The 21,651-nt window shown below is 67.1% G+C and carries 15 protein-coding genes; 7 read left to right on the forward strand and 8 right to left on the reverse strand.

Translation table 11 applies throughout. The features are described 5' to 3' along the window. Positions 1-90: 90 nt before the first annotated feature. The gene (locus tag WKW82_RS20935; RefSeq protein WP_340344257.1) at positions 91-1,248 is read right to left on the reverse strand and encodes an ABC transporter substrate-binding protein; all 1,158 of its coding nucleotides are present in this window, start codon (positions 1,246-1,248) and stop codon (positions 91-93) included. A gap of 178 nt (positions 1,249-1,426) precedes the next feature. On the opposite strand from WKW82_RS20935, the gene WKW82_RS20940 reads away from it, so the two are divergent. Both WKW82_RS20940 and WKW82_RS20945 read left to right on the forward strand, forming a co-directional pair. Further along, the gene (locus tag WKW82_RS20940) at positions 1,427-2,509 is read left to right on the forward strand and encodes a TRAP transporter substrate-binding protein (protein ID WP_340344258.1); all 1,083 of its coding nucleotides are present in this window, start codon (positions 1,427-1,429) and stop codon (positions 2,507-2,509) included. 15 nt (positions 2,510-2,524) lie between these two features. Next, positions 2,525-3,802 carry an SUMF1/EgtB/PvdO family nonheme iron enzyme gene (locus WKW82_RS20945; RefSeq protein WP_340344259.1) on the forward strand — a complete coding sequence of 426 codons (1,278 nt, stop codon included), beginning with the start codon at positions 2,525-2,527 and terminating at the stop codon, positions 3,800-3,802. 52 nt (positions 3,803-3,854) lie between these two features. Here the strand turns inward: WKW82_RS20945 and WKW82_RS20950 are convergent, their stop codons facing one another. The 3 genes from WKW82_RS20950 to WKW82_RS20960 all read right to left on the reverse strand — a co-directional run bounded on the left by WKW82_RS20950 (position 3,855) and on the right by WKW82_RS20960 (position 10,955). Beyond that, complete coding sequence (locus WKW82_RS20950; protein WP_340344260.1) at positions 3,855-6,656, reverse strand: hybrid sensor histidine kinase/response regulator; 2,802 nt, start codon at positions 6,654-6,656, stop codon at positions 3,855-3,857. Further along, positions 6,653-7,906 carry a PAS domain S-box protein gene (locus WKW82_RS20955; protein ID WP_340344261.1) on the reverse strand — a complete coding sequence of 418 codons (1,254 nt, stop codon included), beginning with the start codon at positions 7,904-7,906 and terminating at the stop codon, positions 6,653-6,655. The genes WKW82_RS20950 and WKW82_RS20955 overlap by 4 nt, the downstream gene beginning before the upstream one ends. 217 nt (positions 7,907-8,123) lie before the next feature. Beyond that, entirely contained in the window at positions 8,124-10,955 is a 2,832-nt protein-coding gene (locus WKW82_RS20960) for a hybrid sensor histidine kinase/response regulator (RefSeq protein WP_340344263.1), read from the reverse strand. Positions 10,956-11,102: 147 nt separating this feature from the next. Here WKW82_RS20960 and WKW82_RS20965 point away from each other — a divergent pair, with 147 nt between their 5' ends. From WKW82_RS20965 to WKW82_RS20975, 3 genes are read left to right on the forward strand one after another with little or no spacing between them, the layout of a single operon-like run. Beyond that, positions 11,103-11,837 carry an ABC transporter permease gene (locus WKW82_RS20965; RefSeq protein WP_340344264.1) on the forward strand — a complete coding sequence of 245 codons (735 nt, stop codon included), beginning with the start codon at positions 11,103-11,105 and terminating at the stop codon, positions 11,835-11,837. Continuing rightward, positions 11,834-12,523, forward strand: a complete 690-nt coding sequence (locus tag WKW82_RS20970; RefSeq protein WP_340344265.1) for an ATP-binding cassette domain-containing protein — start codon at positions 11,834-11,836, stop codon at positions 12,521-12,523. The genes WKW82_RS20965 and WKW82_RS20970 overlap by 4 nt, the downstream gene beginning before the upstream one ends. Continuing rightward, positions 12,520-13,377, forward strand: a complete 858-nt coding sequence (locus WKW82_RS20975; protein WP_340344266.1) for an ABC transporter substrate-binding protein — start codon at positions 12,520-12,522, stop codon at positions 13,375-13,377. Before WKW82_RS20970 ends, WKW82_RS20975 begins: the two co-directional genes overlap by 4 nt. Here WKW82_RS20975 and WKW82_RS20980 read toward each other — a convergent pair. Then, entirely contained in the window at positions 13,370-16,177 is a 2,808-nt protein-coding gene (locus WKW82_RS20980) for a hybrid sensor histidine kinase/response regulator (protein ID WP_340344267.1), read from the reverse strand. The genes WKW82_RS20975 and WKW82_RS20980 overlap by 8 nt on opposite strands. A 370-nt stretch (positions 16,178-16,547) precedes the next feature. Next, positions 16,548-17,753, reverse strand: a complete 1,206-nt coding sequence (locus tag WKW82_RS20985; RefSeq protein WP_340344268.1) for an aromatic ring-hydroxylating oxygenase subunit alpha — start codon at positions 17,751-17,753, stop codon at positions 16,548-16,550. 166 nt (positions 17,754-17,919) lie between these two features. Here WKW82_RS20985 and WKW82_RS20990 point away from each other — a divergent pair, with 166 nt between their 5' ends. Continuing rightward, positions 17,920-18,303, forward strand: a complete 384-nt coding sequence (locus WKW82_RS20990) for a nuclear transport factor 2 family protein (protein WP_340344269.1) — start codon at positions 17,920-17,922, stop codon at positions 18,301-18,303. 247 nt (positions 18,304-18,550) lie between these two features. Next, positions 18,551-19,675, forward strand: a complete 1,125-nt coding sequence (locus WKW82_RS20995; protein ID WP_340344270.1) for a BMP family ABC transporter substrate-binding protein — start codon at positions 18,551-18,553, stop codon at positions 19,673-19,675. Positions 19,676-19,811: 136 nt separating this feature from the next. On the opposite strand, the gene WKW82_RS21000 is transcribed toward WKW82_RS20995, so the two are convergent. Together WKW82_RS21000 and WKW82_RS21005 are read right to left on the reverse strand one after the other, a co-directional pair. Then, positions 19,812-20,474: an acyltransferase gene (locus WKW82_RS21000; protein WP_340344271.1), complete on the reverse strand. Its 663-nt coding sequence runs from the start codon at positions 20,472-20,474 to the stop codon at positions 19,812-19,814. Next, the gene (locus WKW82_RS21005) at positions 20,471-21,613 is read right to left on the reverse strand and encodes a glycosyltransferase family 4 protein (RefSeq protein WP_340344272.1); all 1,143 of its coding nucleotides are present in this window, start codon (positions 21,611-21,613) and stop codon (positions 20,471-20,473) included. Before WKW82_RS21005 ends, WKW82_RS21000 begins: the two co-directional genes overlap by 4 nt. Positions 21,614-21,651: the final 38 nt, after the last annotated feature.

Raw genomic sequence — 21,651 nt, forward strand, 5'->3', positions numbered from 1 at the left:
GACCTGTAAAAAAGAAAACGGCGCAGATGTCTGCGCCAGAAGCAAGGACCGCATGCAGGGCCGCGCGGGCGACCCTGCGGCGAGTCGGACTTACTTTTCGATCTCGAACTGCGTGCCCTTGGTCACGCTGACGATGGCTTGCTGCTTGGCGTCGTAGCCAGCCGGCTTGCCGGCCTTGTCATTGGCGCGGGTGAACGCGAAAGCGCCGGTCGCGCCGGTCCACTTGACGTTGGGCAGCGCGTCGCGCAGAGCGGCGCGGTCGGCCGGCAGCGCGCCGGTGAGCTTGACCGCCTTGATCGCTTGTGCGGCGATGTACATGCCGTCATACGCTTGCGCAGCGAACTGGTCGGGCGCGCCGTTGTACTTGGCGGTGTAGGCCTTGATGAACTTGGTGTTCTCCGGCGTCGCGTTGCTGGCCGACCAGGGGCTGCCGACGTAGAGCTTGTCCGATGCGCCCTTGGCCAGGTCGAAGATCTTGACCGAGTTCATGCCGTTGCCACCGATGAAGGGCACGTTGATGCCCAACTGGCGGGCCTGCACCATGATCGGCGCGCCTTCGGCGATGAGTGCCGACAGCACGATCGCATCCGGATTGGTCGCCTTGATCTTGGTCAGCTGCGCCTTGAAGTCGACGTCGCCTTTGGCGAAGGTCTCGGTGGTGGTCACCGGCATCTTCGCGTCTTCCAGCGCCTTCTTGAAGTTGTCGTAGCCGCTCTTGGTGAACACGTCGTCGTTGCCGTAGAGCACGGCGACCTTCTTCACGTTGGCATGCTTGGTGGCGACGCGCAGCGTCTCGGGCAGCACGTCGGCTTCGGTGACCGAATTGCGGAACACGTAGTCGCCGATGGAGGTGATGCCGTCAGCCGTGTTGGACGTGCCGAAGGCCACGGTCTTGGCGGCTTGCGCGATCGGGTCGGCGGCCTGGGCCGAGTTCGACAGCGTGGGGCCGAAGACCATCAGCACGTTGTCCTGGAAAATCAGCTTCTTGAAGACGTTGATCGCGTCTTCCTTCTTGCCCTGCTCATCCTCGACGACCAGCACGATCTTGTTGCCATTGATGCCGCCGGCGGCGTTGATCTCGTCGGTGGCCAGCTGGAAACCATTGCGAATGGCCGTGCCGTACTGGGCGGCGCCGCCGGACAAGGCTTCAGCGACACCGATCTTGATGTCGGCAGCCTGGGCCGCACCAACGAAAGCGGTGGCGGCGAAGGCCGCGAGAAACGCAGGTCTGAATCGGGTTGAGTTCATCTTGGATGGCACTTTGGATAGAGTTGGAAGATAGGCGGGTTGACATTTTAGGACGTGCCTGTAAGCGCAAAGTCTGCAGGCGCACATTCGCAGTGCATGGATACCCTCGGCGCGGGCCGGGGATGGTCCATGATGGCGCGCCGCATGGCCCTTGATCACATGGATGGAGAACGATTCAATGAACCGTCGCGGGCTGATGAGAAACGCAGGGATCGCGGGTGTACTGGCCGCGGGCCTGGCGCCAGCCGTCCATGCGCAGGCGGCCGTGCGTTGGCGCCTGGCATCGAGTTTTCCGGCTTCCCACAGCAACCTGTTTGGCGCTGCCGCGGCCTTCGCCGACGCGGTCCGGGCCATGACGGGCGGGCGCTTCGACATCTCGGTGCACGCGGGCGGCGAGCTCATGACGTCGCAGGGTGTGGTTGACGCGGTGCAGCGCGGCTCGATCGAGATGGCGCATACGTTGACGTCGTCCTTCTATGAGAAGAACCCGGCCTTCGCCATTGGCGGGGGACTGCCGTTCGGGCTTGATGGCGCGCAGACAGCCGCCTGGATGCAGGCGGGCAACGGCCGCAAGCTGATGAACGGGTTCTACGCGGCCTATTCGATGGTCGGACTGGATGCGGGCAACACCGGCTTGCAGATGAGCGGTTGGTACCGCAAGCCGATCCGCAAGGCGAGTGACTTCAAGTTGCTGAGCGTGCGGGTCACCGGCGGGCCGATGGATGCGGTCATGGAGCGTTTGGGCGCCGTGCCGGAACTGGTGGCCGTGCCGGAGTTGCGCCAGGCGCTGGTCAAACGGCGCATCGACGCGGCGGAGTGGCTCGGGCCGAGCGACGACGTGGCGCTGGGCCTGCCGGGATCGGTGCCGTACTACTACGGGCCGGGTTGGTGGACCGGGGGGCTGAACATGAGTTTTCTCATCAACCAGAAGGCGCTCGCCGCCTTGTCCACCGAGAACAAGGCCATTGTCGAAGCCGCGGCGGCGCAGGCGGGCGCTGCCATGCGGGCACGCTACGACGTCTCCAACGCCACCGCGTTGAAAGACCTTGCAGCGCGCCGCATCGCCGTCCAGACCTTTCCGCCATCGGTGATCCGCGCCGTGTACGCGGCGTCGAAGGAGGTCTACGAAGAGAACAACGAGAAAAGCCCCGAGTGGAAAAAGATCCATGCGGACTACCTGGCTTTCCAGCGGGCGCAATTGCGCCTGTCGCGCGTCGGCGGCGTGCGCATGGAAGCCCTTCTGCCCAAGACGAAGGCTTGAGCAGCAAGGCCGGCCATGTCCATGTCGTCCTTCACCGATCTGCCCGACTCGATCGACTCGCCGTCGATGCGCCGCGCCGGCCGCGAACTGCTGTCGCTCGCGCTGATCGATGCGCGCAATCACACGCTGCACCTGCTCTCACTCTACGAACAGGCGATGGGCACGGCCACCATGCTGCCGGTCGAGCGACTCGACGGCGTGCTGCCACCGATCTGGCTGGCCGGCCATGTGGCCTGGTTCGCCGAGTGGTGGATCGGCCGCAACACGCAGCGCGCCTTCGGCCTGGAATGCCCGTCGCGGCCCACGCGGCTGGCCGCCATCGACCCGCAGGCCGACGAGTACTGGAACCCACAACAGGGCGGACCCGAAGGACCGTGGTCGCGCGACATCCCGGACCTGGGCCAGACCAAGGCCTACCTGCTGGAGACGCTGGAGAGCACGCTGGAACTGCTGGAGCGCGCCGCCGAGACCGATGCCGGCCTGTACTTCTACCGACTCGCGCTGTTCCACGAGGACATGCGCGGCGAGCAACTCGTGGTGATGGCGCAGACGCTGGGCCTACCGATCGGCGTCGAGATCGCGCCGGCGCCGCCGCCGCGCGAACCGCTGCTGATGCCAGCCGCGCGTTGGGAGCTGGGGCTGCCGCCGCAGGGGTTTTCATTCGCGCAGGAGCAGGGGCTGCACGAGGCCGAAGTGCCCGAGTTCGAGATCGATGCGCAACCCGTGACCTGGAGCCAGTACGTCGAGTTCGTCGACGACGGCGGCTATGACCGCAGCGACCTCTGGTCGCCGGAAGGCTGGAACTGGCTCGCGCGCCATGCGGAGGAAGGGCGACGCGGTCCGCGTCATGTCGAGCAGATCGGTGTGGAGCGGCGTGGCACCGGGGGCTCGGTGCTGCAACACCGCTTCGGCCGCACGGTGCGCGCGGCGGGGCATCAAAGCGCGGTGCACCTGAGCTGGTGGGAGGCCGATGCCTGGGCGCGCTGGGCGGGACGCCGCATCGCCACCGAGGTGGAATGGGAGATCGCGGCCGAGACCGCATCGCGCCGCGGCTTCCGATGGTCCGACGTGCACGAATGGACCGCCGGCACGCTCCGGCCCTGGCCCGGTTTTCGTGCCGATCCGTGGAGCGAGGGCACGCCCTTCGACCCGGTGCCCGCATTCGGCAAGGCGCGCGTGCTGCGCGGCGCCTCGCTGGCCACGCGGGCGCGGATGCGCTCGACCAAGGCGCGGGGCTTTGCGATGCCGGCGCGGGATGAAGGCTTCTACGGGTTTCGCACCTGCGCGCTTTGATGCGCGCCTGGACGGCCCGTGGCGACAAGGGCGGCAGGAGCGGGCGCGTCCGTCAGGACGTCCTCCCTCGCATGGCTTGCTGGATCAAACCCGCGAAATCATCCACCGTGAAGGGCTTGGCAATCATCTCCATGCCGGGTGCAAGAAACTCGGCACGCGTGCGTACGTGTTCGGCATAACCTGTCATGAACACGATCGGCAAGCCAGGCCGAAGTCCGCGTGCGATCTCGGCCACCTGGCGCCCATTGATGCCGGGCAGGCCCACGTCGCTCACCAGCAGGTCGATGCGCGCCTCCGATTGCAGGATGGGGATGGCGCAGTTTCCGTCCTCGGCATGCAGGGTGCGGTAGCCGAGGCCCTCCAGCACGTCGAGCACCAGCAGGCGCACGGCCGGGTCGTCCTCCACCACCAGCACCACCTCGCCCTGGCCCTGGGGGAGGGGCGCGTCCTTGGAGGCGCTGGGGGTGTCCGCGGGTTCGCCCGCATCGGCACGCGGCAGGTACAGGGTGACGGTGGTCCCCACTTCGGGTGCGCTCTGGATGTGCACGAGGCCGCGTGACTGCTGGGCGAATCCGTAGACCATCGACAGGCCCAACCCGGTGCCCTGGCCGATCGGCTTGGTCGTGAAGAAGGGGTCGAAGGCCTTGGCCAGGATCTCCGGGCTCATGCCGATGCCGGTGTCGTTCACGGAGATGGCGCAGTAGCGTCCCGGCGAAAGGTCGAGGCGCTTCGCGTCGGCCTCGTCGAGCACGACGGCCGAGGTGCCGATGCGCAACTCGCCGCCCTGGGGCATGGCGTCGCGCGCATTGATGGCTAGGTTGAGGATGGCGCTCTCCAGTTGCGCCGCATCGCCGAAGGCGGCGCCCGTTGCCGCATCGGGGGCGATGCGCAGGCGCACGTGCTCACCGAGCGTGCGGCGCAGCAACTCGCCCATGGAGGCGATCAGCTCGTTCACGTTCATCGGCTTGGGGTCCAGCGTCTGGCGACGGGAGAAGGCCAGCAGGCGCTGGATCAATGAAGCGGCACGGCGGGCCGATTGCGCGGCCGCATCCATGTAGCGCTCAAGCCCCTCGGTGCGGCCCAGCGCCACGCGCCGGCGCATGAGTTCGATGGGCCCGGTGATGCCTTGCAGCAGGTTGTTGAAGTCGTGCGCGATGCCGCCGGTGAGCTGGCCGATGGCTTCCATCTTCTGGCTCTGGCGCAGGCGCGCCTCGGACTCGCGCAAGGCCGTGACATCGCGCCCGACCGCGTGCAGCAGGTGGGCATCGGGTACAGCGGTCCATGACAGGGTGCGGTAGCTGCCGTCGAGGTGGCGCAGCCGGTTTTCGATGCGGGAATGCATCCGGCCGCGCCGCAGCCGCACGAACTCGGTCAGCGTGGGCGTGACATCGTCGGGGTGCAGCAACTGGAGGATCGGCTTTCCCATGAGCTGCGCCTCGGTCCAGCCCAGCAGTGCCTGCCAGGCCGGGTTGACGGCCATGATGCGTCCGCGCAGGTCAGCCACGAGCATGATGTCGGCGGAGAGTTGCCACAGCCGGTCGCGGTCGCGTGTGCGCTCGACCACGCTTTGCGCGAGCCGATGCTGTGCGGCTTTCTGCTCGTCGATATCGGAGTTGACGCCGATCCAGCGCACGGACGTGCGCAGTTCGTCGCTGCCCTCCACCGGCTGGACTCGCGCCAGGTACCAGCGCCAAGCGCCGTCGTGGCGGCGCAGGCGCGCTTCGTTTTCGTAGGCTGTGTGGGTTTCCAGGGCCTGGTGCCAGAGCCGGGTGGCACGTGGCAGGTCGTCGGGGTGCAGGGTTCGCTGCCAGCCGTCGCCGAGCAGTTCGTCGAAGCCGAGCCCCGAGTACTTGCTCATGCTCTCGCTCACCCAGTCGAGCCGGCCGTCGGGCGTGGCCGTCCAGACCAGGTTGGGCATCTGGCGCGCCAGCACGCGAAAGCGCGCCTCGCTCTGGCGCAGGGTGGCGTCGGCTTGCTTGCTGGCGGTGATGTCCTGCACCACGCCGCGCATCAGCACCGGCCTGCCCGTTTCGTCGTGGATCAGTTCGGCGCGGTGGGAGATCCAGCGCACGGCACCGTCGCTGGCGCGTCGGATCGCGTATTCCATCTCTGGCGCACAGGCGCCATCGATGCGGCCCTGGCGGCCAGACGGATGATCGTCGAGGTCGATGCGCAGGCTTTCGATCGCGGAGGCTGGATACACCTCGCCCTCCGGCAGACCGAAGATGCGGCAGAACCCGCTCGACGTGTGCAGCGTGTCGGTTTCGATGTCGTGCGAGAACACGCCGACGCCGCCGGCCGCCTGCGCCATCTGGAGTTGCTCGCCGCGCTCGCGCGCTTGTTTCTCGCTGGCTGCCAAGGCCTGCGTCGCGCGAACGCGCTCGGTGGTCTCGGTCGTGATGCAAAGAATGCCACCGATGCGGCCATCGTCATCGAACACCGGGGACCATGCGTAATCGAAATACGACTGCTCCAGCACGCCGCGGCGATTCAGCATGAAGGGCCAGTCGCGGCCGCTCGCGCTCTCGCCGCCGTAGAAAATCTTGTCGAACCTCGGCTTGAGCTCGTCCCAGATTTCCGCCGAAAACTCCACGGTGGGCCGGCCCAGATTGCCCGGGTGCTTGTTGCCGATGGTCCTGGCCTGTGCATCGTTGTAGATGGCGATGTAGTCCGGCCCCCAGTAGACAGCCATCTCGGCCGCCGAGCGGAGCATCACGTCGACGATGTTGCGCAGTGCCCGGGGCCAGCGATCCGGGGGGCCGAGCGGTGTGGAATCAAAGTCGAGATGGCGTATCCGCTCGGCGGTCTCGCCGGCGCATGCGGGCCACCGGGCTGGTCCTTCGGTCGTGCTCATGTCGACCCGGAGGCTGCGGACGTCTGTCCCGTCAGCACGTGCGCCAGCAGGGCGGCCTTGTGGTCGTCGATGTCCGTGTTGGTGCCGACCCAGCGCATCCGGGGCTCGGTTTCCGCGATGCTTTCCACCGGTTGTGCACGTGAGAGATGCCAGCGGTATTCGCCATCGTGCCGGCGAAGCCTGACGCTCTCTTCGTACGGCCTGGTGTGGGCCAGAGCCTCGGCCCAGCGCTCCTCCACGCGCGGCAGGTCGTCCGGGTGCACGATTTGGCGCCAGCGATCGCCCAGCAGGGCATGGCTCGCAAGGCCGAAATAGGCGCACATGCCGTCGCTCACCCAGTCGTTTTGCCCATCGGCGTCGGCGGTCCAGACCTGGTTGGGCACCGCCTGCGCGAGCATGCGAAAGCGGGCCTCGCTCTGGCGAAGCGTGGCCTCGGCCTGCTTCCGCGTGGTGATGTCCTGCACCACGCCGCGTGCCAGCATCGCCGCGCCATTCGCGTCGTGCACGATTTCCGCGCGGCGCCAGATCCAGCGCACGGCGCCATCGCTCGGTCGCCGGATGCGGTATTCGACGTCGAGCCGTGCGGTGCGGTCGTTGCGGGTCTTGCGGCTCGACATGGGATCGTTCGGGTCGACGCGCAATTGCTCGATCTCTTTCATGGGCCAGGTCTCGCGCTCCGGCACGCCGAAGATGCGACAGAACTCGCTCGACACGCTCAGGGTGTCGGTCGCGCCATCGAGCAGGAACACGCCGATGCCGCCTGCCGCCTGTGCCATCTGCAGCCGCTCGCTGAGCTCGCGTGCCTTGCGTTCGCTGGCGACCAGCGTGCGAGCCGAGCGCACGCGCTCGGTGACGTCGACCACCATGCACAGCACGCCGCCGATTTCGCCGTCGTCGTCGCGGATCGGCGACCAGGAGAAGTCGCAGAACGTGGTTTCAGGCGTGCCGTTGCGGTTGAAGACGAAGGGCCACTCGCGAGCGCTCAGGGTCTTGCCGGATTGGCGGACGGTTTCGAAGGACGTGTCCAGCGTTTCTTGCAAATTCGGCGAATGCTCCCTGGCCGGGCGGCCCATGTTCCTCGGGTTCATGTGACCGATGTGGGAAGCGTAGGCGTCGTTGTAGAAGGCGATGCAATGGGGGCCCCACAAGACGTTCATCTGGAACGCAGAGGGCAGGATCAGGTCGATGGCATTGCGCAGCGCCTTCGGCCATTGGTCCGGCGGGCCGAGCGGCGTCGAATCGGCCGTCATGTTGCGAATCAGATTCGCGGCTTCGCCTTTCCACTCTGGCCACCGGCTCGGTCGATCCTTGTTGTTCTTCATGAAGCGTGCCCTCTCCCTGACTTTTTGTCTCTCCCTTGACTGTATTCATGGCGGGCACCTTTGGCAGCCGTGCTTGTACCGACTTGTGAATGCAGGACAGAGTGATTAGAACTTTCGGCCCAGGCGTGGGGCCTGGCCGATGCGATCAGGCGGCCCGCGTCGGCGTCGGCGCACCGCGCAGGGCCTGTTGCACGATGCGCGCGAACTCGTCGATCTCGAAGGGCTTGGCGATCATCTGCATGCCCGGCGCGAGGAATTCGGCGCGCGTCTTCGCGTGTCTGGCATAGCCCGTCATGAACACCACGGGCAGTTCCGGCCGCAGCTCGCGCGCGATCTCGGCCACCTGGCGTCCGTTGAGGCCGGGGAGGCCCACGTCGCTGACCAGCAGATCGATGCACGCCGTCGACCGCAGGATCGGAAGGGCGGAGGGGCCGTCGTGCACATAGAGCGTGCGATAGCCCAGCCCATCCAGCACGTCGAGCACCAGCAGGCGCACGGCTGGATCGTCCTCCACCACCAGCACCACTTCTCCCTGACCCTCGGGAACGGGCGCGGCGCCCGGCGGATTTGCCACGGCCGCGGGATCGCCCGCATTGGCCCGCGGCAGGTACAGGGTGACGCGGGTGCCGACATCGGGCTGGCTCTGGATTTGCACCAGTCCGCGTGACTGCTGGGCGAAGCCGTAGACCATCGACAGGCCCAGCCCGGTGCCCTGGCCGATCGGCTTGGTGGTGAAGAAGGGGTCGAAGGCCTTGGCCAGGACTTCGGGGCTCATGCCGGTGCCGGTGTCCTTGACCGAGATGGTGCAGTAGCGCCCCGGCGCAAGGTCCAGGCGCTTCGCATCGGCCTCGTCGAGCAGGACGGCCGAGGTGCCGATGCGCAACTCGCCGCCGTGCGGCATGGCGTCGCGCGCGTTGATGGCCAGGTTGAGGATGGCGCTTTCCAACTGGGCCGCATCGCCGAAGGCCGCGCCGGTGGCCGCATCCGGCGTGATGCGCAGGCGCACCTGCTCACCGAGCGTGCGGTGCAGCAACTCGCCCATCGAGTCGATCAGCTCGTTCACGTTCATCGGTTTGGGGTCGAGCGTCTGGCGTCGGGAGAAGGCCAGCAGTCGCTGGATCAATGAAGCGGCGCGGCGGGCGGACTGCGCCGCGGCATCCATGTAGCGCTCCAGCCCTTCGGTGCGGCCCAGCGCCACGCGCCGGCGCATGAGCTCGATGGGCCCGGTGATGCCCTGCAGCAGGTTGTTGAAGTCATGCGCGATGCCGCCGGTGAGCTGGCCGATGGCGTCCATCTTCTGGCTCTGGCGCAGGCGCGATTCGGACTCGCGCAGGGCGGTGACATCGCGCCCGACCGCGTGCAGCAGGCGGGCATCGGGCACGGCGGTCCATGACAGGGCGCGATAACTGCCGTCCAGGTGGCGCACGCGGTTCTCGATGCGCGAATGTTCGATGTGCGAATGCGTTCGCCCTGCCCTGAGGCGCCGCAGTTCGGCCACGGCCGGAGCGACGTCGCCGGGGTGGAGCAGTCGCAGGAAGGGTCTCCCCAGGAGTTGGGCCTCGCTCCAGCCCAGCAGCGCTTGCCAGGCGGGGTTGACGGCGACGATGCGCCCGCGCAGGTCGGCCATGAGCATGATGTCGGCCGAGAGTTGCCACAGTCGGTCGCGGTCGCGCGTGCGCTCGGCCACACTCTGCGCGAGCCGGTGCTGGGTGGCCTTCTGGTCCTCGATGTCGGTGTTGATGCCGACCCAGCGCACGGAAGTGTGCAGTGCGTCGCTGCCCTCCACTGGCTGAATGCGCGCCAGATGCCAGCGCCAGGTGCCGTCATGGCGGCGCAGCCGGGATTCGTTCTCGTAGGCCGTGCGGGTTGCCAGCGCCTGGTTCCACTCCCGTGTGGCGCGCGGCAGGTCTTCCGGGTGCATGGTTCGCCGCCAGCCGTCGCCGAGCAACTCGGCGGCGCCGAGTCCGAGATAGGTGCACATGCTCTCGCTGACCCAATCGATCCGGCCATCGGCCGCGGCCGTCCAGACGTGGTCGGGCATCGCCCGTGCCAGCACGCGGAAGCGCGCCTCGCTTTGTCGCAGCGTGGCCTGGTCCTGCTTGCGGGCAGTGATGTCCTGCACGACGCCGCGCATCAGCACCGGCTTGCCTGCACTGTCCCGCACCAGTTCGCCACGGCGCGAGATCCAGCGCACAGTGCCGTCGTTGGCACGACGTATCGGGTACTCCACGTCCAGCGGAATCATCCCCTCGACGAGCCTCGCGCGGATGCTCATGCGATCGTGCCGGTCCAGGCGCAGCCGCCCGACCATGGCGCAAGGACATACCTCGCACACCGGAATGCCGAAGATGCGGCAGAACTCGCTCGAGGCGCTCAGCATGTCGCTTTCGATGTCGAGCGAGAACACGCCGATGCCGCCAGCCGCCTGGGCCATCTGGAGTTGCTCGCCCCGTTCGCGCGCCGTCTGCTCGCTGTCCGCCAGGGCCTGCGAGGCCCGCATGCGCCCGGTGGTCTCGGCGATGACGCACAGCACGCCACCGATGTGACCGTCTTCCTCGCGCACCGGGGACCAGGAGAAGTCGAAGCAGGGCTGTTCGACCTCGGCCCCACGCTTGATCGTGAAAGGTACGTCGCGCCCGCTCACGGTCTCGCCACCGAGGCGGACGCTCTCGAACCCCTCCGCCACCTCTGGCCACATTTCCGGCGCGGTGAGGCGCACCGGGAGGCCCATGGTGCCGGGGTGCTTGTCGCCAAGGCTCCGCGCGTGCGCATCGTTGTAGAAGGCAAGGTAGTCGGGCCCCCAGAGCACGACAATCTCGGCCGATGACGGCAGGATGAGATCGATGACGTTGCGCAGCGCCTTGGGCCACTGATCCTGTGGACCGAGAGGCGTTGCATCGGCATCGAGTTTCCGTATCAAGTCCGCAGCTTCACCACCGCATGCCGGCCAGCGGTTGAACTGGTTGCTGGTACTCATGGCGCGCTGGCCCTCCCTGTTTTTTTACCCGACGATGACTCTAGGCGCCTCAGGCATCATCCGCAGCCGTGCTTGTCCTGACTTGTGAATGCCACCCAGAGTGACTAGAACTTCTGAATTCCACTGCGCGCCAGGGAGGCGCCTCGCATGAACACCTTTGCCTCGAGCGCTCTGGCGGCGTGGGAACTGGTCGTGTCTGGCGACCCGGTGCTGCTCGCCATCGTCGGGCGTTCGCTGGCGGTGAGCGGCTGCGCATGCGCATTGGCGTGCAGCTTCGGACTGCTGCTGGGCGCCTGGCTGGGCGTGGCGCGGTTCCGCGGACGCGCGCTGGTGCTGACCTTGCTCAACACCCTGCTGGCCCTGCCTTCGGTGGTGGTGGGGCTGGTGGTCTACCTGCTGCTGTCGCGCTCGGGGCCGTTCGGTGCGCTGGGCTGGCTGTTCACCTTCAAGGCGATGGTGCTGGCGCAGGCGGTGCTGGTGCTGCCCGTGGTGACGGCGCTGACCCGCCAGACCATCGACGACGCCGACCGTGCGCACGGCGAGCAGTTGCGCTCGCTCGGCGCCGGCCCGCTGGTGCGCGCGGTGCTGCTGGTGTGGGATGAGCGCTATGCGCTGGTCACGGTGCTGATCGCCGCGTTCGGGCGCGCGGTGTCGGAGGTCGGGGCGGTGATGGTGGTCGGCGGCAACATCGATGGCTTCACGCGTGTGATGACCACCGCCATCGCGTTGGAAACCAGCAAGGGTGACCTGCCGCTGGCGCTGGCGCTGGGACTGCTGCTGCTCGCGGTGGTGCTGGCGTTGAACGTGCTGGTCGCGCTGGTGCGCAACTGGCGCGAGCGCGTGGATGGCGGCGCCGCGGTGGCGTTGCGGGTGATGGCATGACCCGGCTCTTTTCACTGGAGGGTGTCGACGTGCGCTTCGGTCGCGTCACGGCCTTGCACGGCGCCTCGCTGGCGATCGATGCCGGGGAACGCGTGGCGCTGATCGGCGCCAATGGCAGTGGCAAGAGCACGTTGCTGCGCCTGCTGCACGGACTGGTGCCGCATGCGGCGGGGCAGTTCGCGAGCCATGCGCCGCAGCGTGAACAGGCCATGCTGTTCCAGCGCCCGCACATGCTGCGTGCGACCTCTGCCACCAACGTGGCGCTGGCGCTGTGGCTGCGCGGAACGCCGTGGCGCGAGGCCCGCGCCGCCGCCGGTCCGGCGCTGGCGCGCGTGGGATTGGAGTCGGTGCTGGCGCGCAATGCGCGCACCTTGTCGGGCGGGCAGCAGCAGCGCCTGGCGCTGGCCCGTGCCTGGGCCTTGCATCCGCAGGTGCTGCTGCTCGACGAGCCGACCGCGAGCCTCGATCCCACCGCCAAGCGCGAGGTCGAAGCCCTGATCGCCGAGGCGGCCAACGGCCGCACGTTGGTGTTCGCCAGCCACAATCTCGGCCAGGTCAAGCGGCTCGCCAGCCGGGTGATCTACCTGGAGCAGGGCCGCATCGTGGCCGACCTGCCGGTACATGATTTCTTCCATGGGCCCTTGCCCGAGGAGGCGCGTTTGTTTGTCAAAGGAGAGTTGGTATGAAGGAGTTCTACAAGCGCTTCGGCACGGGACCGTCGGCGCAGGCGATCGTGGCCGTGGTGCTGCTCGGCGCGAGCATCCTGGTGGCGCGCGCGGAGACCATCACGATGGCGTCGACCACGTCGACCGAGCAGTCCGGCCTGTTCGCCCACATGCTGCCGGCGTTCAAGCAGGCCAGCGGTATCGACATCAAGGTGGTGGCGGTCGGCACCGGACAGGCCATCGACATGGCGCGCCGCGGCGACGCCGACGTGCTGTTCGTGCACGACACGGTGGCCGAGGAAAAGTTCGTGGCCGAGGGCTATTCGGCCAAGCGTTATCCGGTCATGTACAACGACTTCGTGCTGGTCGGGCCCAAGGGCGATCCGGCCGGCGTCAAAGGCAACGACATCGTCGCCGCGCTGAAGAAGCTGTCGACGGTCAATGCACCTTTCGTCTCGCGCGGCGACAAGAGCGGCACCGACGCTGCCGAGCGCCGGCTCTGGAGCCAGACCGGCCTGGGCGATGCCGGCCAGCCCTTGCCCAATGACAAGAAGGGCAGCGGCTACAGGGAATGCGGCTGCGGCATGGGCCCTGCGCTGAACATGGCTGCGTCATCCGGTGGCTACGTGCTGTCGGACCGCGGTACCTGGCTCAGCTTCAAGAACCGCGCCGACATGGCCGTGCTGGTGGAAGGCGACAAGCGCCTGTTCAACCAGTACGGCGTGATGGTGCTGAGCGCCGACAAATTTCCGAAGCTCGACCACGCCGGCGCGCAGAAGTTCGTCGACTGGGTGATCTCGCCCGCGGGGCAGGCCAACATTGCGGCCTACAAGATCAACGGCGAGCAGCTGTTCTTCCCGAACGCGCTCAACTAGCGCTCGCGCCTTCGCCGCGCAGGGCCTGCTGCACGAGGCGCGCGAAGTCATCGATCTCGAAGGGCTTGGGGATCATCTGCATGCCGGGGCCGAGGAATTCGGCGCGCGTGCGAACGTGCTTGGCATAGCCCGTCATGAACAGCACGGGCAACTCCGGCCGCAGCCCGCGCGCGATCTCCGCCACCTGGCGTCCGTTGAGGCCGGGCAGGCCGACATCGCTGACCAGCAGGTCGATGCGGGCCGTCGACCGCAGGATCGGTATGGCCGATGCGCCGTCATGCACATACAGCGTGCGATAGCCCATGCCATCCAGCACATCGAGCACCAGCAGGCGCACGGCCGGGTCGTCCTCCACCACCAGCACGACTTCGCCCTGGCCCTGGGGGATCGGCGAGGCGCTGGGTGGATTCGCAACCGCCGCGGGCTCGCTTGCAGGGGCGCGCGGCAGGTACAGGGTAACGCTGGTTCCCACGCCGAGCTGGCTCTGGATCTGCACCAGCCCGCGCGACTGCTGGGTGAAGCCGTAGACCATCGACAGGCCCAGCCCGGTACCCTGGCCGATCGGTTTGGTCGTGAAGAAGGGATCGAAGGCCTTGGCCAGCACCTCGGGGGTCATGCCGATGCCGGTGTCTGTGACCGAGATGGTGCAGTAGTGGCCTGGGCGCAGGTCGAGCCGGCGCGCGTCTGTCTCGTCCACAAGGACGGCTGCGGTGCCGATACGCAACTCGCCGCCCTGGGGCATGGCGTCGCGTGCGTTGATGGCCAGGTTGAGGATCGCGCTTTCCAGTTGCGCCGCATCGCCGAAGGCGGCGCCCGTTGCCGCATCGGGGGCGATGCGCAGGCGCACGTGCTCACCGAGCGTGCGGCGCAGCAACTCGCCCATGGAGGCGATCAGCTCGTTCACGTTCATCGGCTTGGGGTCCAGCGTCTGGCGACGGGAGAAGGCCAGCAGGCGCTGGATCAATGAAGCGGCACGGCGGGCCGATTGCGCGGCCGCATCCATGTAGCGCTCAAGCCCCTCGGTGCGGCCCAGCGCCACGCGCCGGCGCATGAGTTCGATGGGCCCGGTGATGCCTTGCAGCAGGTTGTTGAAGTCGTGCGCGATGCCGCCGGTGAGCTGGCCGATGGCTTCCATCTTCTGGCTCTGGCGCAGGCGCGCCTCGGACTCGCGCAAGGCCGTGACATCGCGCCCGACCGCGTGCAGCAGGTGGGCATCGGGCACGGCGGTCCATGACAGGGTGCGGTAGCTGCCGTCGAGGTGGCGCAGCCGGTTCTCGATGCGGGAATGCATTTGCCCGTCCTCGAGGCGGCGCAGCTCGGCCACGGTGGGCGCGACATCGCCGGGGTGCAGCAGCCGGAGGAATCGCTTTCCAAGGAGTTGCGCCTGGCTCCAGCCCAGCAGCGCCTGCCAGGCCGGGTTGACGGCGACGATGCGTCCGCGGATGTCGACCATGAGCATGATGTCGGCGGAGAGCTGCCACAGGCGGTCGCGGTCCTGCGTGGTCTCGACGATGCTGTGCGCCAGCCGGTCCTGCGCCGCCTTCTGTTCGTCGATGTCCGTGTTGATGCCGATCCAGCGCATCGGTGCGTCGATGTCGCCATCGATTTCCAGCGGATGCGCGCGCACCAGGTGCCAGCGCCATTCACCGTCGTGGCGGCGCAGCCGGCCTTCGTTGATGTAGGGTATGCCGGTTGCCACCGACTGGGCCCACAGCCTCTCGGCTCGCGCAAGGTCGTCGGGGTGCACGATGTCGGTCCAACCATCGCCCAGCAGTTGGGCATGGCTGCGTCCCGCATAGGCCCACATGCTCTCGCTGACCCAGTCGAGCCGGCCATCGGCCGCGGCCGTCCACACCTGGTTGGGCATCTGGCGCGCCAGCGCTCGAAAGCGTGCCTCGCTCTGGCGCAACGTGGCTTCGGCCTGCTTGCGGTCCGTGATGTCCTGCACCACGCCGCGCATCAGCACCGGCTTGCCCGCGCCGTCCCGCACCAGTTCCGCGCGGCGCGAGATCCAGCGCACCGCGCCATCGTCAGCCCGCCGGATCTGGTACTCCATTTCCAGCGGCACCGTGCCATCCACGCGGCTTTGGCGGCCCGGCATGCGATCGCCCGGGTTGACGAGCAACCGATCGATCACCGAGACCGGAAATACCTCCCGTACCGGCACGCCGAAGATGTGGCAGAACTCGCTCGACACGCTCAGCGTGTCGATGTCGATATGCAGCGAGAACACGCCGATGCCCCCGGCCGCCTGCGCCATCTGAAGCTGCTCCTCCTTTTCGCGGGCCATGCCTTCGCTGGCCGCCACGGCCTGCGACGCGCGAACGCGACGGGTGGTCTCGGACATCACGCAGAGCACACCGCCGGTCTGGCCAGCGTCATCGAGCACGGGGGAGGCGGAGAAGTCGAAGAACAGGTGCTCGTCGCCATGATCGCGGTGGAAGACGAAGGGCATGTCGCAGCCGGTCACGGTTTCGCCGCGCCGGACGCGCTCGAAACTGCACACCAGCACCCCCATGATCTCCGGCGCGCGATCGACGGCGGGGCGCCCCAGATTGGCGGGGTGGCGGCGGCCGATGCTCCGGGCGTGCTCGTCGTTGTAGAAGACGATGTATTCGGGACCCCAGAGCAACGCCATCTGGGCGCCCGAACGCAACATGAGGTCGATGGCGTTGCGCAGCGCCCGCGGCCATTGCTGCGGCGGACCGAGCGGCGTCGAGTCCGGGCCGAAGTTGCGTATCAACTCGGCAATTTCGCCAGCGCATGCCGGCCAACGGTCTGATCCATCGGTATGGCTCATGAATCGAACGGCGCCTCCCTGACTGTTTGCCCCGCATCAGACTCTATGCAACTTGGCCAGTGTCCGAAGCGGTGCTTGTACTGACTTTGGTGCCCCGCAGGCGTGAATCGCGTCCGCGTTTGCACGAACACCCTGGTCCGGAGCGGGTGTCGGCGTGTCAGCGGGTCGCTTGGGTCTTGTGCCGCGATCACCGTCCGCCCGCGCGACCACATTTCGCTTCCATAGGCCGGCCAGCGGTCAATCGATCGTCGTTGCGCCTGCAACGACGTCCCTCCTTTCCTGCCACCACCGTGCCATCGCGATGGCACAAGAACCAAGGTATCAGGTCCCGGGCTTCATCCTGCCCCCGTGCGGCCCGCCCCGGCGCCGCTCAGCGCACCGCGGGTGTCAACGACCCCGCGATGGCCGCATCCACCCCGCGGTGGAATCGCAACAACTCGCTCTCCAGCCGTCCCGCGATCAACCCTGTGTTGGCGCCGCTTGCCAAACCCTTCTGGATCGCCATCGCCGTGGCAATGTCCTCCTGCTGGAACACGGTCTTCTCGATCAGGTTGAAGGTCTTTTCCCAGTGCGCGCCCCAGTCCTCGCCGGAGCGCTCCGGCGGGATCAGCATCGTGTGCACCCAGCGCACCTCGTCCGGCGCCGGCGAGAACATGCCGATCAGGCTCACGTAGTCCGGGTGCCAGATGAGAAAGGTGTTCGGAAAGATGAGCTGCGTCGGTGTCGACAGCTTGCACAAGGCGGCGCGGTCGCGCGGCGGCTCGAAGCCCCCGATCGCCGCACGGCGCGCGACCAGCGAGTCCTGGTGCGGGCCGGCCCGCAGGTTGACGGTGATCGCGTCGGCGAAGAAGGGGTAGATGGTGTCGCGATGCAGCACGCGGATGTGATAGCCCTCCAGGAAGGCATCTGCCGTGAGCTTCCAGTTGGCGCGGTAGACGTGGTCGACCTTGCGGTAAACCTTCATGTCGGCCAGGCCCATCCACTGCATGTGCTGGTCCAGCCCTTGCAGGAAGGCCGCGGCAGAGAACGCGGGGCCGGGCGTGCGCTTCACGAAGACCAGCCCGCCCGCTTCGTCGCACGGCAGTTCGACCAGGTTCAGCGTGGCGGGGTCGATGCCGTCGAAGGTCTCGGCATGGAGTCGGTGGCGCAGGTGGCCGTCCAGCTCATAGGTCCAGCCGTGGTACGGGCAGACCAGGGCCTTGCACGGCGTGGCCTTGGGCGGTGCCGTGCCCTTGGATGTGACGAGCGCCATGCCGCGATGCCGGCAGACGTTGAAGAAGGCGCGCACGCGACCGTCGGCGGAGCGCGTGATGACGATGGGCACGCCCAGCGCGTCGAAAGGCAATGCCGAGCCTGGCGTGAGCTCCGCGCTGTGGCCGGCGACGATCGGCCAGTGCGCGAACAGCGAATCCTGTTCGGCCTGCCAGTGCGCGCGGTCGATGTAATGGGCGGCAGGCACGCTGCCCGCTTCGTCGCCCAGTTCGCGCGTGCCGTCACGGCAGACGGTTTCGAATCGGCTGATCAATTGCGCCAGCGTGGCCGGCACGGTGTCCTTTGCAATCGCGAGTTCTGTCAAGTCCGGTGCTCCCAAAACCCCATCGTAAGACGCGCAACGTCGCGCGCGCCAAGGCGAATACCCGAGGGCATGACCTCCGGAGTCATCGACGCGACAGGCGCCGCTCGCGACCATTCCGCCACCCCGCGCTGTTGCGGGTCTCAACTTACCTTGAAAGGATTCGCAGATGAGTACCACCACCCTCGATGCAGCAGGCATCGCCCAGCGCTACATCGCCCTCTGGAACGAAACCGACGCGGCACAGCGCCAGCGCATGCTCGAAGCTGGGTGGTCCGAGGAAGCCCGCTATGTCGATCCGCACATGCAGGCCCGAGGCCACCGCGAAATCAGCACGCTGGTCAGTGCGGTACACCAGCGCTTTCCAGGCTTTCGCTTCGCGCTGGCGGGCCAGGCCGATGCGCATGGCGACAACCTGCGCTTCAGCTGGACGCTGGGCCCGAGCGGCGCGGACGACCTGATCCAGGGCACGGATTTCGTGCAGGTCGAAGCGGGCAAGCTGCGTTCCGTGACCGGCTTCCTGGACAAGGTGCCCGACGGCCCGGTCGATTGAACCCGCTTTGAAGATCTGGCACGGCCCGCGACGACGCACCGTCGTCGCCGCCACGCTGGGCTACAGTTCGGCGCTTCGGCTTCCTGGAACAGGATCAGCGCGCGCGCCGCCCAGCAAACAAAGGCAAACAGGGGCGACCTGCTGGAAGGCGAAATTCGAACGGTAACTCACACTGCGTACAGGACCCAGGCCCGGTCGTGCTGATGTCGCCATTTACGAAACCCCATCAATCTCAGCACCAATACCCATGCGCACCCCCAGTCGGCAGGATGTCCGTTCGTCATGCAAGAACCTCGTGGCCGTGATCGCGGCTGCCTGCGCTTTCTCTTCTCCCGCCTTCTCGCAGGCGCCCGCGCCCGCCCAAGCGCCGCTCAAGATCGGCTTCGTCTATGTCACGCCACTGACCGATGCAGGCTGGGTGCATCAACATGAGTTGGGCCGCAAGGCCGTCGAGGCCGCGCTGCCCGGCAAGGTCAAGACCACCTACGTCGAGAACGTCTCCGAAGGCGCCGACGCCGAGCGTGTGATCCGCGACCTGGTGCAGCAAGGCAACAAGCTGATCTTCACGCCCAGCTTCGGCTACATGGAGCCGACGCTGAAGGTGGCGCGCGACTTCCCCGATGTCAAGTTCGAGTCGGTGACCGGCCTCAAGACGGCCGACAACGTCGCCACCTCCAACGCGCGCTACTACGAGGGCCGCTACCTGGCCGGCGTGGCCGCGGGCCGCATGACGAAGACCCACCTGGCCGGCTACGTGGCGGGCTTCCCGATCCCCGAGGTGCTGCAGGGCATCAACGCCTTCACCCTCGGCATGCGCTCGGTCGACCCGAAGGCGCAGGTCAAGGTCGTGTGGCTCGACGAATGGTTCAACCCGCCGAAGGAGCGCGACGCCGCCATGTCGCTGTTCAACCAGGACGCCGACGTGATCGCCTTCCACACCGGCTCCACCGCCGTCATGACCGCCGCCCAGGAGCGCGGCAAGATGGCCGTGGCCTACCACTCCGACATGCGCAAGGTCGGGCCCGACGCGCAGATCGTCGTCGTCACCCACGAGTGGGGCGGCTACTACACGCAGCGCGCCCGCGCCGTGCTCGACGGCAGCTGGAAGAGCGGCTCGATCTGGGGCGGCGTGAAGGAAGGGATGATTCGCGTCGGCGATTTCGGGTCCAAGGTGCCCAAGAGCGTGCAAGTCGAAGTGCTGGCCCGCCAGCGCGACATCGCCAGCGGCAAGCTCCAGCCCTTTGCCGCGACCGCCGACGTGCGTGACAACCAGGGCCGTGTGGTGATCCCGAAGGGCGGTTCCCTCACCGACGCCCAGATCCTGCAGATGAACTGGCTGGTCGAAGGCGTACAGGGCAAGTTGAGTCGCTGATTGCCCGGCGACTCGCCAGGAACGACCCACACGATTTCGCCTTCAACCGCATCACTGCGTTGGATCGCCTTGCCTACAGCACCGTCTGCGGCGCTCCGCCTTGTTCTGCGATTGAATGCAAAGCCGTATCACGCCTTCAGTCGATGAAGCCGCGCGTGCGCTTGAAGTACGCCGCATCCTCCGGAATCGACTTGATGCGTACCGCAGGCTGCCCCGCGTAGAGCACGCATTCCTCGGTATGCGCTTTGTTGAGCACCGAGCCCGCCCCAAGAATGCAACGATCCGGCAGCACGGCGCCGCCAATGGCGGTGATGCGTGTCCCCACCAGGCAGTAGGCACCGATGGAGATCGGCTTGCAGTCCTGGCGTGCCGTCACGGCGTCGATGCCATGCGTGATGAGTTGCGAGTGATAGCCGGCCACGGTGGTGAAGGCGCCGATCTGCACGCGATCCGTGCAATCGATGATGTGCGACTTGGTAACGGCAGCATGGGCGCCCAGCAGCAGCGAGGGGTCGCGCCCGGTGCGGTGCGTGAAATGGGCGCCGGCGGGCGGGTGGCCGGTGATCCAGTTGCCCCGCTCGATGCGCGAATACTCCCCGCACACCACGCGGCCCAGGTGGATGGCGACATTGAAATGCCCGATGTAGGCATGCTCGCCCATCTCAAGTTCACCCGGGAAGATGTACGACAGCCCGATGCGCGCGCTGTCCGCGATGCGATAGCCCCAGACCTTGCGCAACAGCCAGCGCTTCAATGGCCAGGGCAGGGCCACGACGACCAGCGACAGAAGCTTTTTCATGCGGCTGGGCGAGCGTTGATCGCCTTGTGGTAGGTGTCGATGTAGCCCAGGGCCATGCGTTCCGACGTGTAGAACGACGCGTTCTCGATGCCCAGCCTGCGCATTTCGTCCAGGCGGGGCGCGGCTTGCTCGATCGCGGTGGCGAGTCCGTCTGCGTCCTCGGGCTGGACGTAGACCGCGGCCTTGCCGCCGATCTCGTTCATGGGCGCCACATCGGAGGTGAACACGGGGCAGCCGCAGGCCTGTGCCTCGATGATCGGCCAGCCGAAGCCTTCCTGCAGCGAGGGGAAAAGCAGGGCGGTGGCTTGCGAATAGAGGGCGCACAAGTCTTCGTGCGACACGTTCTTGATCATGACGATCTTGTCGGACACGCCACCGGAGCGGGCGAGTTCATCCAGCGGCGGAGCCAGTGGCGGGCCCACGATCAGGAGCTTGTTCGCCACCGGGGGGCGCCCGCTGGCGGCACTGCGCCGCTGCAGTTCGATGAAGGCCTTGAGCACGGTGATCCGGTTCTTGCGCGGCATGTCGGCGCCGATGTGCATCACATAGCGGTCTTGCGGGCCCAGGCCGGATTTCGCTAGCACCGGCGCGGCGGCTTCGGGCGTCACCGGCGCGAAGGCCGCATTGAGGCCATTCAGCACCACGCCCACCCGCTTTTCCTCAGCGAGGCGCAACTCCAGCAGGTGGCGTCGCGTGAGGTGGGAAACGCAGGCGACCTCGTCGGTGCGGTCCAGCCCCTTCGAAATCAGACGTTGGAAGATGCGTCCGGTCCAGCCCACGTTCCATCCGGGAATCATCCCGAGGCCGGCCTGGATCGCGATGACGTCGTGGCAGGTCACGATATTCGGCTTGGATGTCACGCGGGGGACATACATTGCATTGGAATGGTCGGTGACATGCACCACATCGGCCCAGCGCACATGCTGCTTCAGCGTGAATGGGAACAGCACGAACTTGTCGATGTAGCCCACCCATTTCCGAAGTCGTTGCGGCCATGGCAGGCGCTGCACCCAGGGCGTGGGCGTGACCAGGCGCACGTCATGACCGAGTCGCGTGACTTCGCGCTGGACGACAGCCTGGAAGAGCAGCATGCTGGTCTGCCCGTCCGCAGGCAGATTACCTATCAGGAGCACTTTCATTGATTGCAGGGGTCCAGATCCAGAGAAAAAGGGGATGT

The sequence above is a fragment of the Variovorax rhizosphaerae genome (assembly GCF_037889975.1).
GTDB classification, from domain to species: domain Bacteria; phylum Pseudomonadota; class Gammaproteobacteria; order Burkholderiales; family Burkholderiaceae_C; genus Variovorax; species Variovorax rhizosphaerae.

Excerpts from the sequence above, each read along its gene's own strand:
- WKW82_RS20980 (WP_340344267.1), bottom strand. The coding sequence starts at position 16,177 with ATGAGCCATACCGATGGATCAGACCGTTGGCCGGCATGCGCTGGCGAA.
- WKW82_RS20975 (WP_340344266.1), top strand. The coding sequence starts at position 12,520 with ATGAAGGAGTTCTACAAGCGCTTCGGCACGGGACCGTCGGCGCAGGCG.
- WKW82_RS20960 (WP_340344263.1), bottom strand. The coding sequence starts at position 10,955 with ATGAGTACCAGCAACCAGTTCAACCGCTGGCCGGCATGCGGTGGTGAA.
- WKW82_RS20945 (WP_340344259.1), top strand. The coding sequence starts at position 2,525 with ATGTCCATGTCGTCCTTCACCGATCTGCCCGACTCGATCGACTCGCCG.
- WKW82_RS21005 (WP_340344272.1), bottom strand. The coding sequence starts at position 21,613 with ATGAAAGTGCTCCTGATAGGTAATCTGCCTGCGGACGGGCAGACCAGC.
- WKW82_RS20965 (WP_340344264.1), top strand. The coding sequence starts at position 11,103 with ATGAACACCTTTGCCTCGAGCGCTCTGGCGGCGTGGGAACTGGTCGTG.
- WKW82_RS20935 (WP_340344257.1), bottom strand. The coding sequence starts at position 1,248 with ATGAACTCAACCCGATTCAGACCTGCGTTTCTCGCGGCCTTCGCCGCC.
- WKW82_RS20995 (WP_340344270.1), top strand. The coding sequence starts at position 18,551 with ATGCGCACCCCCAGTCGGCAGGATGTCCGTTCGTCATGCAAGAACCTC.
- WKW82_RS21000 (WP_340344271.1), bottom strand. The coding sequence starts at position 20,474 with ATGAAAAAGCTTCTGTCGCTGGTCGTCGTGGCCCTGCCCTGGCCATTG.
- WKW82_RS20990 (WP_340344269.1), top strand. The coding sequence starts at position 17,920 with ATGAGTACCACCACCCTCGATGCAGCAGGCATCGCCCAGCGCTACATC.
- WKW82_RS20950 (WP_340344260.1), bottom strand. The coding sequence starts at position 6,656 with ATGAGCACGACCGAAGGACCAGCCCGGTGGCCCGCATGCGCCGGCGAG.
- WKW82_RS20970 (WP_340344265.1), top strand. The coding sequence starts at position 11,834 with ATGACCCGGCTCTTTTCACTGGAGGGTGTCGACGTGCGCTTCGGTCGC.
- WKW82_RS20940 (WP_340344258.1), top strand. The coding sequence starts at position 1,427 with ATGAACCGTCGCGGGCTGATGAGAAACGCAGGGATCGCGGGTGTACTG.
- WKW82_RS20955 (WP_340344261.1), bottom strand. The coding sequence starts at position 7,906 with ATGACGGCCGATTCGACGCCGCTCGGCCCGCCGGACCAATGGCCGAAG.